Here is a 15,295-nt window from a genome sequence, read left to right on the forward strand (position 1 = left end):
GCGGCGCTCATTAAGTAACAATTAAGCATAATCACTTACTCATCGTTCATCACCCGCGTCGCGGCCCGATTCAGGCCGCCCGGCGCGTAGCGAGGATGAACCAATGAGATTTTCCGGTTCCTGCGCCGGGGCTGGGCTGCTGGCGGCGACCCTGGGCCTTTTGTCCGCCGGCTCCGCCGCCGCCGCGGATATGCCTTTTTTCTCTCCGCCCGAGCAGCAGGATTACCAGCCCGTCGAGCTGGGAACCGGCTGGTATTTGCGCGGCGACATCGCCGCGGCGCGCACGCCCGTGCTGAACATCGACGGCGCTGTGACGGCGAATAATTTCGTCAACAACTGGTCGGCCGGCATCGGCTTCGGCTATCGCTACAACAGCTGGCTGCGCACCGACGTCACCGCCGATTATCAACCGCTCTACAGCCGATCGGGCGCCTCCTATGTCAAGACGCCCTGTCAGACCGGAGCGGTCGGCACGCCGGCGGGCGGACCCTACACCGACTCGGTCGGCATCTACACCAATTGCTTCCCCTATTCGCAGAGCCGCGGGACCGCCTCGGTCTTCCTCGGCAATGTCTATATCGACCTCGGCACATGGGGCGGACTCACGCCCTATATCGGCGCCGGCGCCGGCGTCGACGTGCTGTTCCAGAAGGCCCAGGTGCAATGGTACATGGGCAATCTCGTTCCCTATGCCGGGACGACTTGGACCGACCCCTACACGCTCGGCACCTATATGGCCAATTGGGACCGCAGCTACTCCAACACCTATCTGAAATTCGCCTATGCCTTCATGGGCGGCTTCGCCTATGACATCACCGATCATTGGGCGGTGGACATCGGCTATCGCTATCTCAATCTGGGCTCGATCTCGGGCAAGGACGCGCTCGGCGTCAGCCATACCCGCAAGCTCGACATTCAGCAGGTGCGGCTCGGCTTCCGCTATCTGATCGACTGAGGACCGCGCCGCCGCTTCTGGCTCGATGACCGGCCTGCCGGCGGCGGCCCTCCCTTCGCGAAAAGCTCCCCGCCGCCGCGCGGCTGGCCATGAGCGCCCCGCCACAGCTCGCGCCCGACTTGACGCGAAGACGTGTTGCGCGTAGCGCAGGCTCCGAAAATCCATGCCCCGGGGAGGCAGCACAAAAATGCCCATCCAAAAGCCCGGCGTGAAGCCGGCCGATCCGCGTTTCTCTTCAGGTCCTTGCTCCAAGCGTCCCGGCTGGACGCTGGACGCGCTCGCCGGGGCGGTGCTCGGCCGCTCGCATCGCTCCCCGGCCGGCAAGGCGAAGCTGAAAGAGGCCATCGATCTGACGCGCGAGGTCCTTCGCGTGCCGGCGAGCCATCGCATCGCCATCGTCCCCGCCTCCGACACCGGCGCCGTCGAGATGGCGCTGTGGTCGATGATCGGCGCGCGCGGCGTCGATGTCGCGGCTTGGGAGAGCTTCAGCGCGGATTGGGTCACGGACATCATCGAGCAGCTGAAGCCGGGCGCCGCCCGCAGCTTCGTCGCCCCCTTCGGCGAATTGCCCGATCTGTCGAAGATAAACTTCGACAATGATTTCGTCTTCGCCTGGAACGGCACCACCGCCGGCGTGCGCGTGCTGAACGCCGATTTCATCCCCGCCGACCGCAAGGGGCTGACGATCTGCGACGCCACCTCGGCCGCCTTCGCGCAGCCGCTCGATTTCGACAAGCTCGATGTCGTCACCTACTCCTGGCAGAAGGTGATGGGCGGCGAGGCGGCGCATGGCATGCTGATTCTCTCGCCGCGCGCCGTGGAGCGCCTCGAGAGCTACACGCCCGCATGGCCGCTGCCGAAGATTTTCCGCCTCACCAAGAACGGCAAGCTCGTGGAGAGCATTTTCGAGGGCGACACGATCAACACGCCCTCCATGCTCTGCGTCGAGGATTATATCGACACGCTGAAATGGGCCAAGTCGATCGGCGGGCTCGACGCGCTGTTCGCGCGGGCGAACGCCAACGCCAAAGTGGTGCATGACTGGGTCGAGAAGACGCCCTGGTTCACCCATCTCGCCAAGGACCCGGCGACGCGCTCCAACACCGGCGTCTGCCTCGTCTTCGCCGATCCCGCCGTCGCCAGCCTGCCGCGCGCCGAGCAATCCGCGCTCGCCGCGCGCCTCGTCGGCCTCGTCGAGAAAGAAGGCGCGGGCTTCGACTTCGGCGCCTATCGCGACGCCCCGCCCGGCCTGCGCATCTGGTGCGGCGCCACGGTGGAGGCCAGCGATGTGATCGCGCTGACGCAATGGATCGACTGGGCCTATGCCGAGGCGGTCTCGCAGGCCGCCAAAGCGGCTTGAGACGCAGGCCGCTCGTCACGATCTAGGGAAAGGGACGGCCGCCCCGCCAGCGCGGCGCCGAAGGGGGGCGAAATCTCGGGCGCGGCCCGAGGGAGGCCCTATGCCCAAACGCGTGCTCGTTTCCGACGCGCTCTCGCCAGCGGCGCTCGATCTGTTCCGCTCCCGCGAGATAGAAGCGGATTATCGGCCGGAGCTCGGCAAGGAGCCGAGCGCGCTCGCCGCCGCCATCGGCGCCTATGACGGCCTCGCCATTCGCTCGACCACGCAAGTCGACAAGGCGCTGCTCGCGCGGGCCGAGCGGCTGAAGGTCGTCGGCCGCGCCGGCGTCGGCGTCGACAATGTCGATGTGGCCGCGGCGACGGCGCGCGGCGTGATCGTGATGAACACGCCCTTCGGCAATTCCATCACCACCGCCGAGCATACGATGGCGCTGATGCTGGCGCTGGCGCGGCAAATTCCCGCCGCCGACGCCTCCACCCGCGCCGGCAAATGGGAAAAGAGCAAGTTCATGGGCGTCGAGCTCGCCGGCAAGACGCTCGGCGTCATCGGCTGCGGCAATGTCGGCGCCAATGTCGCGACGCGCGCGCTCGGCTTTTCCATGCGCGTCATCGCCTATGATCCCTTCCTCACCGAGGAGCGCGCCAAACGGCTCGGCGTCGAGCCGGTCGATCTCGAACAGCTGCTGGCCCGCGCCGATTTCATCACGCTGCACACGCCGCTCACCGCCAAGACGCGCGATCTGCTGAACGCGCAATCTCTGAAGAAAACCAAGCGCGGCGTGCGCATCGTCAATTGCGCGCGCGGCGGGCTCGTCGACGAGGCGGCGCTGGTCGCGGCGCTGGAGGAGGGCCATGTCGCCGGCGCCGCGCTCGATGTGTTCGAGACCGAGCCGGCGCGCGAAAATCCGCTGTTCTCGCGTCCGAATGTGGTCTGCACGCCGCATCTCGGCGCCTCGACCATAGAGGCGCAAGAGAAGGTCGCCGTGCAGATCGCCGAGCAAATGTCGGATTTTTTGACGCGCGGCGCGATCATCAATGCGGTCAACTTTCCCTCGATCGGCGCTGAAGAGGCGCCGCGGCTCGCGCCTTTCGTCGATCTTTCCGAAAAGCTCGGCTCCTTCCTCGGCCAGGCGACGGATTCGCCGATCGAGCGTATCTCGGTCGCCTATGAGGGCGCGGCGGCGCAGCGCAATATTGCGGCGATGACGGCGGCCGCGGTCGCCGGCGTGCTGCGGCCGGCGCTGGCCGAGGTCAATCTCGTCTCGGCGCTCGCCATCGCCAAGGAGCGCGCGATCACGATCGACGAGGCGACGCGCACCGGCGAAGGCGATTATGATTCGCTGATCGCGATTTCGGTGAAGACGCGAGACGGAGAGAGGACGCTCGCCGGCTCGCTGTTCCACGACGGACGACCGCGAATCGTCGCCGCCGACGGCGTGCGCGTCGAATCGGAGTTTTCCGAGCGGATGATCTTCGTCTCCAACGCCGACAGGCCCGGCTTCATCGGACGCTTCGCCGGCCTGCTCGGCGCCGCCGGCGTGAACATAGCCACTTGCGCGCTGGGGCGGGACCGGCCCGGCGGCTGCGCCGTCGCCATTGTCGCGACCGACGAGCCAACGCCGCGCGAGACGCTGCGCGACATCGCAGCGCTTCCGGGCGTGCGCTTCGCGGCCACGCTGCAATTTTGATTTGCGATTTCGGCTTGGGAGATCGGCGAGGCCGCAGGCGGCGCGCTCGCGAGGCGGGGAGGTCTCCTCCCCGGCGCCTCCTCGTCCCCCTCACTCCGCCCTCTTGTCGCGACAAGGGGGCGGAGGAGGCGGATCGAGTGGCGACTTTTCAAAAGTCGGCGATCAACGCCATGCCGTGGGCTTCACGAGAAGGGTCGGCGAAGCCGCAGACGAAAGGCGAAGGATCGTCGTGATTACTGAATCATCTTCACGGTGCGGCCGACGCCCGGGTCGCTGCCGTTGCCCGTGCCGTTGGTGCCGGCGGGGGAAATCCAGTCCGGGACCTTCGTCAGCGCGATGATGACGAAAGCGACAATGCCGACCAGCCACAGGACGGTCTTGCCGATCTCAGCGCTGCTGTGTCCGATTGTTGACATGTGACGATCCTCCGAATGTTAGTGCTTTATTTTGCTTTTTTTGCACGAGATGCGCGCGGCAAAGCGTCGCATCGGCGTCAGCCTACACCAACTCTTTTCGAGACACAATGCGGCATGTGCGCGCGCGACAAAATTAGTCAGGCAGGGGAAAAGGGAGCGGGAGCGCGACGCAAAAAGGCGATCCCGGGGCCCGACGGCTCCAGGATCGCCTCGCTTTTCTCGGCTGGAGATAAGGGCTCTAGTCCCGGCGCGTCAGATAATATTCGAGCATGGCCACGGCCGCCTTGCGGTCCGACTCGCTCGCCCGCGCCAGCGCGCGGGAGTGCAGCTCGACGATCCATTGATCGGTCGGCCGATCGCCGGCGGCCTCGCGCGCCAGAGTGAGATACATGAGGCCGCGGGCGCGCTGCGGCGGACCGCCGGCCTCGCCATTGAACATCAGATGGCCGAGCAGCGCCTGCGACGGCGCATGGCCCTTGCGCGCGGCGAGATCGAGCCAATTGGCGGCCTGACGGGCGTCCTTGGAGACGCCATTGCCGTCCAGATACATGCGCGCGAGATTATATTGAGCGTCGGCGTTGCCGAAATAGGTCGCAGCGTAGCGGAAGAGATCGAAAGCGCGACCGGCGTCCGGCGCGATCTTCGCCGCGGCGATCCCCTCGAGATAATAGACGCCGACGGCCACGAAGGCGCCGGCCGCCATCAGCCGCTCGCGCGGGCTCGGCTCGTCATCGGCGAAATGCTCGACCAGCTTGGCGAAATAGGAATAGGCCTTGGCGTCGTCGCGGGCGACGCCGTCGCCATCGGCGTACATGCGGCCGAGCTTCCATTGCGCCAGCGACTCGCCGCCGTCCGCCGCATAGCGCAGCGCCTCCACCGACTTTTTGGTGTTGCCGGCGTGGTAGCTCTCGAGGCCGGCGCGCAGAGCGGCCTGCGGATCCTTGAAGATGGTCAGCGGCTGGGTGGCGGCGGCGATGGAGCGCGGCTCCGACGCGTCGAAGGCGGCGGCGGGGCCTGCCGCGAGAGAGCCGACCGTCGCGGCGCCGAGCGCGAGACGCAGCGCCCTATGACGCCCGCGCGGCCCCATCGTCGACGCAATCGCCTGGAGAAACACGATCATCGATGATCTGACTTTCTCAACGCAGCCGACGTCTCGAAAACGCCGCGCACGAACACCGCCATCGTCACCGCCGAAATCGACGACAGGCTTCGAGAACATAAAGACCCTGCTCCCGCGACGAGCCAGCGCGGAAGGCGTCTCTTCTGTCCTCAGATGACCTTGTGACGGGCCGAGATTAGCGCAGCGTTTATGGCTGAAAAGGGGCATGTGGCCCTTTGCCCGGCTCGCGGAAAACTATCTCGCCGACTGTTGCAACAAGGTCACAAATTTTAGCGTTTCGCCGCAGGCTCGGCGCCGGCTCGACGCATCCGGCTACGCATTGCGACATAGAAACGTCCGAGTCCGCCGCGGCGCCTCGAGGGCGGGACGGCGCGCATGCGAAAAGCCGACCTCGAGCCTGCTGGCGCTCGCAGCGGGAGGAGCCTATATCGTCCCGAGTGGCCCGCCTCCGGGCGGGCGCAGCAGAGGTCGACTCATGCACGCCGTCTCGCCCGAAATTTCCGCCACGCTCGGCGCGACGCGCGGCGACATGCGCGGCTCGGTGCGCGTGCCGCGCGAGACCGTCGGCTTTCGGCGCCTCTTCATCTTCCTCGGGCCGGGCTATCTCGTCGCCACCGGCTATATGGACCCCGGCAATTGGGCGACCGCCCTGGCCGGCGGCTCCAAATTCGGCACGGCCCTGCTCTTCGTCGCCGTTCTGTCCAGCATCATGGCCATTGTGCTGCAATCGCTGACGGCGCGGCTCGGCCTCGCCACCGGCCTCGATCTCGCCAGCGCCTGTCGTCGCCAATTTCCGCGCGCCGCCTCGGTCGGGCTCTGGCTGCTGGCCGAGGCGGGCATATTGGCGACCGATCTCGCCGAGGTGATCGGCACGGCGATCGGCCTGCAATTGCTGTTCGGCCTGCCGCTCGCCGCCGGCGTCGTCGTCACCCTGCTGGACACTTTCCTGGTGCTCGCCTTCGAGCGCCTCGGCTTCCGCAAGATCGAGCTCTTCGTCGTCGCCATGCTGGGGATCATCGCGCTCGCCTTCGGCGGGCAGCTGCTGCTGGCGCGGCCCGATCTCCATGAGGTGGCCGCCGGCCTCGTCCCCAGCCGCGCGCTGATCGAAAATCCCGAGATGCTCTATATCGGCCTCGGCATTCTCGGCGCGACGGTGATGCCGCACAATCTTTTCCTGCACTCTTATATCGTGCAGACGCGCGCCGTCGGCGCCAGCTCGGCCGAGCGGCGAGAGGCGATCGACTTCGCCATTTTCGACAGCTCGCTGGCGCTGCTCTTCGCGCTCGTCATCAATGGCTCGATTCTCGTGCTGGCGGCCTCTGTCTTCCACGCCTCCGGCCATACCGAGGTCGCCGAGCTCGGCCAGGCCTACACGCTGATCGCCCCGCTGCTCGGCGCGCCGATCGCCGCCAAGCTCTTCGCCATCGCCCTCATCGCCTGCGGGCTCAACTCCACCGTCACGGCGACGCTGGCCGGGCAGATCGTGATGGAAGGCTTTGTCGAGCTGCGCATGAAGCCCGCGCTTCGCCGTCTCGTGACGCGGCTCATCGCCATCGTCCCGGCCGTCGGCGTCACGCTGATCTCGGGCGAGGAGGCCACCGGCCGGCTGCTGGTGCTGAGCCAGGTGGTGCTGAGCTTCACTCTGCCCTTCGCCGTCGTTCCGCTGGTCTGGTTCACCGCCTCACGCCGGCTGATGGGCGAGCTCGCGGCGCCGAGACGGTCCACCATCGTCGCCGCCGTCATCGCCGTCGCCATTATCGCGCTCAACGGCAAGCTGATCTTCGACGCGATCGCCGGCTGATCTTTTAACTTCCCATTCACCATGCCGGGCCGCGCGCCCGAGACGCCCCGAGCGCGCGGGAACAATCGCCGCTCAACCGACGTTCCTCCCCGGCCGAGGCGGCGCTGGGGGCCGCCTCGCCAGAAGGGAAGAGAACGGCATGTTTCGACCTATGGTTTATGCGGCGGCCCTCATCGGCGCGCTGATGCTGCCCGGCGTGGCCTCCGCCCGCGGCCACCATCGGCATCATCACCACCACCATCACCACTGGCGCCATCATCACCACCATCATTGGCGCCATCATCATCATTGGCGCTGGGGCCTCGAGCAGAGCTGGCGCACGGCCGGCTGGACCGCTCCCCAGCAGACGATCTGACGCAGAGCGCCCCGTCGCCCGAGCCACGCCTCGGGGCGACGGGGCGAGCGCCGCCGACGCCGGCCATTGGCGGGGCCATTGGCGGCGCTTCGAGAATAGGCGCATAAGGAAGGCTCCAGCCGCGGCCGCGCCGCGCCGATCCGCTCGAAAGACATGGGGTCCGTTGCCTTCCTTCGCCGCCACGCCGCTCATCATCGCGACAGCGCTGTTCATGGAGAATCTCGACGGCACCGTGCTGGCCACCGCCCTGCCCGCAATGGCCGCCGATCTGCACGAAGACCCCATCGCTCTGAAGCTCGCGCTGACCTCCTATCTCCTCTCGCTCGCAGTCTTCATTCCGCTCTCCGGCTGGGTCGCCGATCGCTTTGGCGCGCGGCGGGTGTTTCGCGCGGCGATCCTCGTCTTCACCCTCGGCTCCATTCTCTGCGGCTTCTCCGCCTCGCTCGCCGGCGTGGTGGCGGCGCGCGTGGTCCAAGGGCTCGGCGGAGCCATGATGGTTCCGGTCGGACGGCTGGTGCTGCTGCGCGTGGCGCCGCGTCACGATCTGGTGCGCGCGCTCGCCTATCTCACCATTCCGGCGCTGATCGGCCCTGTGGTGGGGCCTCCGCTCGGCGGCTTCATCGCCACCTATTTCCATTGGCGCTATATTTTCTGGATCAATGTGCCGATCGGCCTGCTCGGCGTCGCGCTCGTCACGCGATACATTCCCGATCTGCGCGAGGAGAGCGTCCCGCCGCTCGACATTCGCGGCTTTCTGCTCTCGGGATTCGGCCTGTCGAGCCTCGTCTTCGGACTCGGCGCGCTCGGCCAGCGCATCGTTCCGGCGCCGGCCGCGGCGGGTCTGGTCGCCGCCGGGGCGCTCGCGCTGCTCCTCTATGTGCGCCATGCGCGACGCGCGCCGCATCCGATCATCGATCTCGATCTGTTGCGCGTGCCGACCTTCCGCGCCTCCATCATCGGAGGCTTTCTGTTTCGCACGGGGCTCGGCGCCTCGCCATTCCTGCTGCCGCTGATGTTGCAGACGAGCTTCGGCCTCACGGCGTTTCAATCGGGCTCGCTGACCTTCATCGCCGCCATCGGCGCCATGGTGATGAAGACGACGGCGCAGCCCATTCTGAGCCGCTTCGGCTTTCGCCGCGTGCTAATCGTCAATGCGCTGATCTCGGCGGGCTTCTTCTTCCTCAACGCGCTGTTCACGCCGGAAACGCCGCATTGGATCATCATGAGCCTGCTGCTCGTCGGCGGCTTCTTCCGCTCGCTGCAATTCACCGCGCTGAGTGCGATCGGCTACGCCGATATCGCGTCTCAGGCGATGAGCCGGGCGACGAGCTTCGCTTCGGCCGGCCAGCAATTGGCCCTGTCCGCCGGCGTCTCGCTCGGCGCCGCGACGCTCGAGACGGCGCGCGCGCTGCATGGCGGCGGCGCGCTGCGGCTCACGGATTTCGACGCGGCTTTTCTCGCGGTGACGGCGGTCTCGGCCTCCTCCGTCCTCATCTTCCGCAGGCTCGCGCCGACCGCGGGAGAGGGGCTGACCGGCGAGCAGCCGATCGGGGCAGACGGAACGGCGGCCTAGAAGCGCGCGATTTCAGCCGCCGCGAAATCCGGTGGCGAGAACATAGAGCTCGGCGGAATCGGCGCGGCTCGCCGCCGGCTTCACATGGCGCACTTGCGCGAAATCGCGCTTCAGCGACGCCAGCAATTGGCCCTCCGTGCCGCCCTGCAGCACTTTGGCGACGAAGAATCCGCCGGGCGCCAGCACATCTCGCGCGAAATCCGCCGCCAGCTCGGCGAGCGCGACGATCTTCAAATGATCGGTCTGCTTATGGCCGGTGGCGTTGGCGGCCATGTCCGACATGACGCCATCGGCGCCGCCGCCGAGCATGGCCTTGATCCGCTCCGGCGCGGTCTCCTCGTTGAAGTCCATCACGGTGAATTCGACGCCGGCGATGGGCTCCATGTCGAGAAGATCGATGCCGACGACCTTGCCTTTGCCCTCGGCCGACTTCACCCGCGTCGCGGCGATCTGCGACCAGCCGCCGGGCGCGGCGCCGAGATCGACGATGCGCTTGCCGGGGGCGAAGAGCTTGTAGCGCTCGTCCATCTCCAGCAGCTTATAGGCCGCGCGCGAGCGATAGCCGTCGCGCTTGGCCTGCGCCACATAGGGATCGTTGAGCTGGCGCTCGAGCCAGAGCGTCGAGGACAGCGAGCGTTTTCTCGCCGTCTTCACGCGCTCCTTCAGCGAGCGCCCGCCTTCGCGTCCCCCTGCCCCCGATTTCGTCATGCGAGCACCGCTTCGCGCGGCGCGAAGGTTCCGTCCGCCTCTTGCTCCATCGCGATATGGCGCTGGTGGAAGGCGAGCAGGCTCGAGCGATGACCGATGGAGACGATCGTCGTATTGGGCAGGCGCTCGCGCAGCATGGCGTAGATCTCTCCCTCGAGCTTCTCGTCGAGCGCGGAGGTCGCCTCGTCGAGGAACAGCCAATCGGGCTCGGCGAGCAAGGCGCGCGCGACGGCGACGCGCTGCTGCTCGCCGCCGGAGAGGCGCTGGCCCCAATTGCTCTCCTCCTCGAGATGGGCGACGAAGCCGGGCAGACGCGCAGCCTCCAGCGCCTCGGCGATCTCATGGCGCGAATAGGTCTCCGGCTCGGCCGGATAGGCGACGGCGCGAGCGAGCGAGCCGATGGGCACATAGGGCCGCTGCGGCAGCAGCATCACTTTCGCGCCTTCTGGAATCTCGATACGGCCCTCGCTATAGGGCCATATTCCGGCGACTGCGCGGAACAAAGTCGATTTGCCCGAACCCGAGGGGCCGGTGAGCAGCACCGATTCGCCCGGAGCGAGCTCGAGACTCGTCGCCTCGACGATGCGGCGGCCGTCCGGCAGAGCGAGCTTCACATCGAAAGCGATGTCGCGGCGCTCTGCGCGCGTCGCCGGCTGCGCCGCGTTGAGATCATCGGCGCGATTGGCGGCGGCGTCGAAGGAGGCGAGGCGATCGAGCACCGATCTGAAGTCGGAGAGGAAGACGTAATAGTCGACGAAGAAGGTCAGCGCGGTCTCGACGTTGTCGAAAGCGTCGGCCGTCTGTCGCATCACGCCGAACTTGATCTTGCCAGCGAAATAGAAGGGCGCCGTCAGCACGAAAGGAATGATGATCGACAATTGGTTGAAGGTGGCGGTGAAAGAGACCAGCTTCTTGCGCAGGTCGATTATGGCGAAATAATTGGCGACGATCGCGCCGAACCGGCGCACGAGCGAGGCGCCCTCGGCGCCTTCGCCGCGGAGCAGAGCGATCTGCTCGCCATATTCGCGCAGCCGCGCGAGCGAGAAGCGGAAATCCGCCTCACGCCTCTGTTTCTCGAAGAGAAGCGACGTCAGCGGACGGCCGATCAGATGGGTCGTCACAGTGCCGATCGCGGCATAGACGAGCGCCGCCCAGAACAACAGGCCCGGAATGGCGATATTCGCTTCGAAGAAGGTGAAAGCGCTCGAAATATCCCACAGCACGATCGAGTAGGAGACGAGCGAGCTCAACTTCGAGATGAGCAGGATCGAATAAGAATAGATGCCATAGCCGGAATCGCCGCCGTCGATGAAGCGGTTCACGTCTTCGGCGATGCGCTGATCTGGATTGTCGGTCACGCCACCGACGAGCGCCATGGCGTAATGGCGGCGTCCGCCGAGCCAGCGCGTGACATAGTGCTGCGTGAGCCACTGCCGCCAGCGGATGATGAGCGTCGATTGCAGCACGTAATCGATGACCGCCACGACGACATGGACGAAGGCCCAGGGCGTGAAGCCGAAGAGGAACAGCCGCCAGAACTCGCCCGCGTTCATCTCCTGCAGCGCGGTGTAATAATCGCGGCGGATGAAGGAGAGCCGCACCGATACTCCAACCAGTCCCTGGCTGATGAGCACGAGCGTGACGATCATCGCCACCGCGATGAGCGGCTCGCGCACGCGGAAGGTGGGAAGTCCCCAAATATGCAGCTCGCCGCGATCCTGCGTGTCGAAATAGAGATCGGCGATGCGCGTCATCTCGCGCACGACGGGAACATGCGAGAGGCCGAAGACGATGATGGAGAAGACCGCGACGGTGAGCGACATGCTCTCCGGCAGAGCGTAATCGGCGAGGGAGGCGGGCCACAGCCCCTCGACCTCGAGCAGCCGCACCGCGCCGAAGACGATCGTCTCCACCGAGAAGATGGAGACGAATATCTTCAGAAAGCTCGATATGGCGCCGCTGCGCCAGGTGGTGAAGGCGCAGAGCCCGGCGGCCGCGGCGAGGAGGAAGAGATTGGCGTCGCCGAGGTGAACGCCCGCTGCGAGCGTTAGCGCCGCGAAGACGGCGACGGCCGCTCCGAGTCTCTGCATGTCCTGTCCTCTCGTTGGTCGCGCCGCATTCGCGCGTCGCGTCGCTTTCGGGCGCAGTAATCTCGAGATTGCGCCAATGGCGTGGCGCAGAGCGCGGCGCGCCGCTTTCGCCCTGCGATAGCGCGCTTTCGGGCGAAAGGGCAAATCGTCGCGCCGCGCCGCGCGCCTGCGCCGTGAAAGGATTTTGCTCGAGCTGCGCCGGCGCGAGGCGGCGACCGCCACTCTCCCTCCCCGGCGGAGAAGATATCGCCGGCTTTCGGGCGGCGAGGAAAAAATTCGGCGTTTTCGCCTTCGGCGGGCAAGGATAAGCGGCGCGTTCTTGACTTCCAGCGCCGTTACGGCCAGTTTCCGCGCCGCTTCGCTAGGCTTTCCAGCCGCAATCCCGTGTCGTTCGCCTCATGCGCTCCTATCTCGACTTCGAAAAGCCCGTCGCCGAATTGGAGACCAAGGTGGAAGAGCTGCGCGCGCTGTCCAAAGGCGACGGCGTGTCCATCGCCGACGAGCTCGCCAAGCTGGAGGCCAAGGCGCACAAGGCGCTGGCCGATCTCTACGCCAGCCTCACGCCGACGCAGAAAATCCAGGTAGCGCGCCATGCGCAGCGCCCGCATTTCTCCGATTACGTGCGGCTTTTGTTCAGCGAGTTCACCCCGCTGGCCGGCGACCGCCTGTTCGGCGAGGACTCCGCCATCGTCGGCGGCTTCGCGCGTTTTCGCGGCGAGCCGGTCTGCCTCATCGGCCAGGAGAAGGGCTCCGACACGGAGAGCCGGCTCCAGCATAATTTCGGCATGGCGCGGCCGGAGGGCTATCGCAAGGCGGCCCGTCTCATGGAGCTGGCCGACCGATTCGGCCTGCCGGTCATCTCGCTGGTGGACACTTTCGGCGCTTTTCCCGGCATAGACGCGGAGCAGCGCGGACAGGCGGAGGCGATCGCCCGCTCCATCGACGTGTCGCTGTCGCTGGGCGTGCCAAATGTCGCCGTGGTGGTGGGGGAAGGCGGCTCCGGCGGCGCCATCGCCATCGCCAGCTGCAACAAGGTGCTGATGCTGGAGCATTCCGTCTATACGGTCGCCTCGCCGGAGGCCTCCGCCTCCATTCTGTGGCGCGACTCCTCCAAGGCGCAGGACGCCGCCACCAGCATGAAGATCACGGCGCAAGATCTGCTGAAGTTCGGCATTATCGACGTCATCGTCGCCGAGCCGCCGGGCGGCGCCCATCGCGATCCCGAGACGGCCGTCGCCGCCGTGGGCGAGGGCATAGACGATGCGCTGGCCGGCCTCGCCAATCTCTCCCGCGCGCAAATCGTCGAGGCGCGCGCGGAGCGCTTTCTCTCGGTCGGCCGCAAGGTCTGAGCAGACGAGAATTGGGAGCGTCCAGCATTCGCCGGGCTCGAATCCGGGCGCTGCTCTGGTCTCCCGGCGTCAACCAATCGTTAACCTCATAGACGATCGCCGCCCTCTTGCCGGCGTGGACAGCCACGCTCTGGCCTTATTCTTCCTCTTGCGTTAGAAGGACGTTGGTAATTCGACGTCTATTGTCATGGTAGGGTCTCCGAGGCGTGATTCGCGCCTTTGGGCGCGGACCTCGGGAAGCGGGGCGAGAATGAATCTCTTCCGAAACATCGGGCGGCTCGCCCCCTGGAGTCTCGTCGGCGCGTCGCTCGCGCTCTCCGCCTGCAATGATCTCGGCTCCGGCTCGCAGCGCGCGCTGACGCCCATTCCGCCCGAGACCTTGGCGCTGATGGAGCAGGCCGGCGTCACCAAGGAATCGCCGACGCTCATCCGCTCCTATAAGAAAGAGGCGGAGTTCCAAATCTGGAAGCAGCGGCCGGACGGGCGCTACGCCTATCTCAAGACCTTCCCCATGTGCCGCTGGTCCGGCCAGCTCGGGCCGAAGGTTCGCGAGGGCGACCGGCAGGCGCCGGAGGGGTTCTATTCCATCACCCCTGGCCAGATGAATCCGAACTCGGCCTATTATCTCTCCTTCAACGTCGGCTATCCCAACGCCTATGACCGCGCCTATGGCCATAGCGGCGGCTCCATCATGGTCCATGGCGCCTGCTCCTCGGCCGGCTGCTTCTCCATGACCGATCGGCAGATCGCCGAGATCTATGCGATCCTGCGCACCTCCTTCAACAATGGCCAGCGCTCGATCCAGATGCAGTCCTATCCGTTCAAGATGACAGCGGAGAATCTGGCCAAGCACAGGCTCGATCCCAATATCGGCTTTTGGAAGCAGCTGAAGGAAGGCTCCGACCATTTCGAGGTCGCCGGCAAGGAGCCGAGCGTCGGCGTCTGCAATCGCCGTTATGTCTTCGACGCGACCTCCGCCAATGGCCAGCCGCTCGACGCCAGCGCCGCCTGCCCGCCGCTGCGCCGCAATGCGGAGATAGAGGCGCAGGTCGCGCAGAAAGCCGCTGCGGACGACGCCAAGGTGGCCGAGCTGGCGGCGAGCGGCGTGCGCCCTGTGCGCCTCGTCTATCAGGACGGGGGCCAGCACCCGGATTTCTACGCTCGCATCGCCGAGGTGAGCCGGCCGGAGACGCTGGTGGCGCCGATCGAGATCGCCCTCGACGAGAAGATCGGCAAATCGCGCTCGCCGGTCGTGGCCATGAGCGCGGCCAAGCTCGCCGCCAAGGCCAAGAAAGAGAGCGAGATCAAGGTCGCGGCCGCGGCTGTGGAGCAGGCCGCTGTGCCGAAGGCGACGGAAGCCGCCGCCCCGGTCGAGCCGGTCAGGCTCGGCGGCCTCGCCGGCGCGACGGATTCGATCGGCGGATTGCTCGGCTTCCGCAGGGAGCCGGCGGCGAGCGAGCCCGCCGTCGCCAAATCGGAGCCCGCCAAAGCCGAGCCCGCCAAGGCGGAAAGCGCCAAGGGCGAGAAGCAGGAGGTCGCCAAGACCGCCGCCAAGCCGACGACGCTCAAGCCTGGCGCGGCCAAGCCCGCAGCGACCGACAAGCCCGCCATGGCCAAGACCGTGGCAGGCCAAGCCGCCGCGGCTCAGGGGCCGTCGCATCGCGCCGATCCGGCCAAGAAGCCGCAGGCCTCGCTCGATGGCGAGCGCCACGCCAAGATCGCGGCTGCCTCCAGCGGCGTTCCGGCGCTGCGGGACGCGCTGGCGCCGGTCTCAGCTCGCCCCTGAAATAACAGCAGCTCACAGTTTTTTCGTGTCGACGATCCGCCGAAGGGCGGATCGTCGCAATTTTGCCTGCATTGGTCGGAAAAAGGTGCCGCGAG

12 protein-coding genes are annotated in these 15,295 nt (G+C 66.6%); 8 read left to right on the forward strand and 4 right to left on the reverse strand.

Features of this window, described 5'->3' with window-relative positions:
* Positions 1-103 precede the first annotated feature (103 nt).
* From ACT53T_RS11050 to serA, 3 genes are all read left to right on the forward strand, one after another.
* Complete coding sequence (locus ACT53T_RS11050) at positions 104-955, forward strand: outer membrane protein (protein ID WP_476161228.1); 852 nt, start codon at positions 104-106, stop codon at positions 953-955.
* 187 nt (positions 956-1,142) lie between these two features.
* On the forward strand, positions 1,143-2,315 hold the full coding sequence (locus ACT53T_RS11055) for a phosphoserine transaminase (protein WP_476161229.1): 1,173 nt from the start codon (positions 1,143-1,145) through the stop codon (positions 2,313-2,315).
* A 100-nt stretch (positions 2,316-2,415) separates the two neighbouring features.
* On the forward strand, positions 2,416-4,002 hold the full coding sequence (gene serA, locus ACT53T_RS11060; RefSeq protein WP_476161230.1) for a phosphoglycerate dehydrogenase: 1,587 nt from the start codon (positions 2,416-2,418) through the stop codon (positions 4,000-4,002).
* Between the two features lie 233 nt (positions 4,003-4,235).
* Here serA and ACT53T_RS11065 read toward each other — a convergent pair whose 3' ends face one another.
* Positions 4,236-4,418, reverse strand: a complete 183-nt coding sequence (locus tag ACT53T_RS11065) for a hypothetical protein (protein ID WP_018264348.1) — start codon at positions 4,416-4,418, stop codon at positions 4,236-4,238.
* Positions 4,419-4,656: 238 nt separating this feature from the next.
* Entirely contained in the window at positions 4,657-5,538 is an 882-nt protein-coding gene (locus ACT53T_RS11070; protein WP_476161231.1) for a tetratricopeptide repeat protein, read from the reverse strand.
* A 475-nt stretch (positions 5,539-6,013) separates the two neighbouring features.
* On the opposite strand from ACT53T_RS11070, the gene ACT53T_RS11075 reads away from it, so the two are divergent.
* From ACT53T_RS11075 to ACT53T_RS11085, 3 genes are all read left to right on the forward strand, one after another.
* Positions 6,014-7,339, forward strand: a complete 1,326-nt coding sequence (locus ACT53T_RS11075; RefSeq protein ID WP_476161232.1) for an Nramp family divalent metal transporter — start codon at positions 6,014-6,016, stop codon at positions 7,337-7,339.
* A gap of 139 nt (positions 7,340-7,478) precedes the next feature.
* Positions 7,479-7,694, forward strand: coding sequence for a hypothetical protein (locus tag ACT53T_RS11080; RefSeq protein ID WP_157234740.1), 216 nt, complete (start codon positions 7,479-7,481; stop codon positions 7,692-7,694).
* A 163-nt stretch (positions 7,695-7,857) separates the two neighbouring features.
* The gene (locus ACT53T_RS11085; RefSeq protein ID WP_476161233.1) at positions 7,858-9,267 is read left to right on the forward strand and encodes an MDR family MFS transporter; all 1,410 of its coding nucleotides are present in this window, start codon (positions 7,858-7,860) and stop codon (positions 9,265-9,267) included.
* Positions 9,268-9,279: 12 nt separating this feature from the next.
* On the opposite strand, the gene ACT53T_RS11090 is transcribed toward ACT53T_RS11085, so the two are convergent.
* Entirely contained in the window at positions 9,280-9,975 is a 696-nt protein-coding gene (locus ACT53T_RS11090) for an RlmE family RNA methyltransferase (RefSeq protein WP_476161234.1), read from the reverse strand.
* Entirely contained in the window at positions 9,972-12,065 is a 2,094-nt protein-coding gene (locus ACT53T_RS11095; RefSeq protein WP_476161235.1) for an ABC transporter ATP-binding protein/permease, read from the reverse strand. The genes ACT53T_RS11090 and ACT53T_RS11095 overlap by 4 nt, the downstream gene beginning before the upstream one ends.
* A 398-nt stretch (positions 12,066-12,463) precedes the next feature.
* On the opposite strand from ACT53T_RS11095, the gene ACT53T_RS11100 reads away from it, so the two are divergent.
* Both ACT53T_RS11100 and ACT53T_RS11105 read left to right on the forward strand, forming a co-directional pair.
* Positions 12,464-13,414: an acetyl-CoA carboxylase carboxyltransferase subunit alpha gene (locus ACT53T_RS11100; RefSeq protein ID WP_018264338.1), complete on the forward strand. Its 951-nt coding sequence runs from the start codon at positions 12,464-12,466 to the stop codon at positions 13,412-13,414.
* A 250-nt stretch (positions 13,415-13,664) separates the two neighbouring features.
* Positions 13,665-15,200, forward strand: coding sequence for a L,D-transpeptidase family protein (locus ACT53T_RS11105; protein WP_476161236.1), 1,536 nt, complete (start codon positions 13,665-13,667; stop codon positions 15,198-15,200).
* The last annotated feature ends 95 nt before the right edge of the window (positions 15,201-15,295 follow it).

Source organism: Methylosinus sp. DMC45, assembly GCF_056313885.1.

Coding starts and splice junctions, on each gene's coding strand:
- ACT53T_RS11065 (WP_018264348.1), bottom strand. CDS start 4,418: ATGTCAACAATCGGACACAGCAGCGCTGAGATCGGCAAGACCGTCCTG.
- serA (WP_476161230.1), top strand. CDS start 2,416: ATGCCCAAACGCGTGCTCGTTTCCGACGCGCTCTCGCCAGCGGCGCTC.
- ACT53T_RS11075 (WP_476161232.1), top strand. CDS start 6,014: ATGCACGCCGTCTCGCCCGAAATTTCCGCCACGCTCGGCGCGACGCGC.
- ACT53T_RS11100 (WP_018264338.1), top strand. CDS start 12,464: ATGCGCTCCTATCTCGACTTCGAAAAGCCCGTCGCCGAATTGGAGACC.
- ACT53T_RS11105 (WP_476161236.1), top strand. CDS start 13,665: ATGAATCTCTTCCGAAACATCGGGCGGCTCGCCCCCTGGAGTCTCGTC.
- ACT53T_RS11090 (WP_476161234.1), bottom strand. CDS start 9,975: ATGACGAAATCGGGGGCAGGGGGACGCGAAGGCGGGCGCTCGCTGAAG.
- ACT53T_RS11055 (WP_476161229.1), top strand. CDS start 1,143: ATGCCCATCCAAAAGCCCGGCGTGAAGCCGGCCGATCCGCGTTTCTCT.
- ACT53T_RS11070 (WP_476161231.1), bottom strand. CDS start 5,538: ATGATCGTGTTTCTCCAGGCGATTGCGTCGACGATGGGGCCGCGCGGG.
- ACT53T_RS11080 (WP_157234740.1), top strand. CDS start 7,479: ATGTTTCGACCTATGGTTTATGCGGCGGCCCTCATCGGCGCGCTGATG.
- ACT53T_RS11095 (WP_476161235.1), bottom strand. CDS start 12,065: ATGCAGAGACTCGGAGCGGCCGTCGCCGTCTTCGCGGCGCTAACGCTC.
- ACT53T_RS11050 (WP_476161228.1), top strand. CDS start 104: ATGAGATTTTCCGGTTCCTGCGCCGGGGCTGGGCTGCTGGCGGCGACC.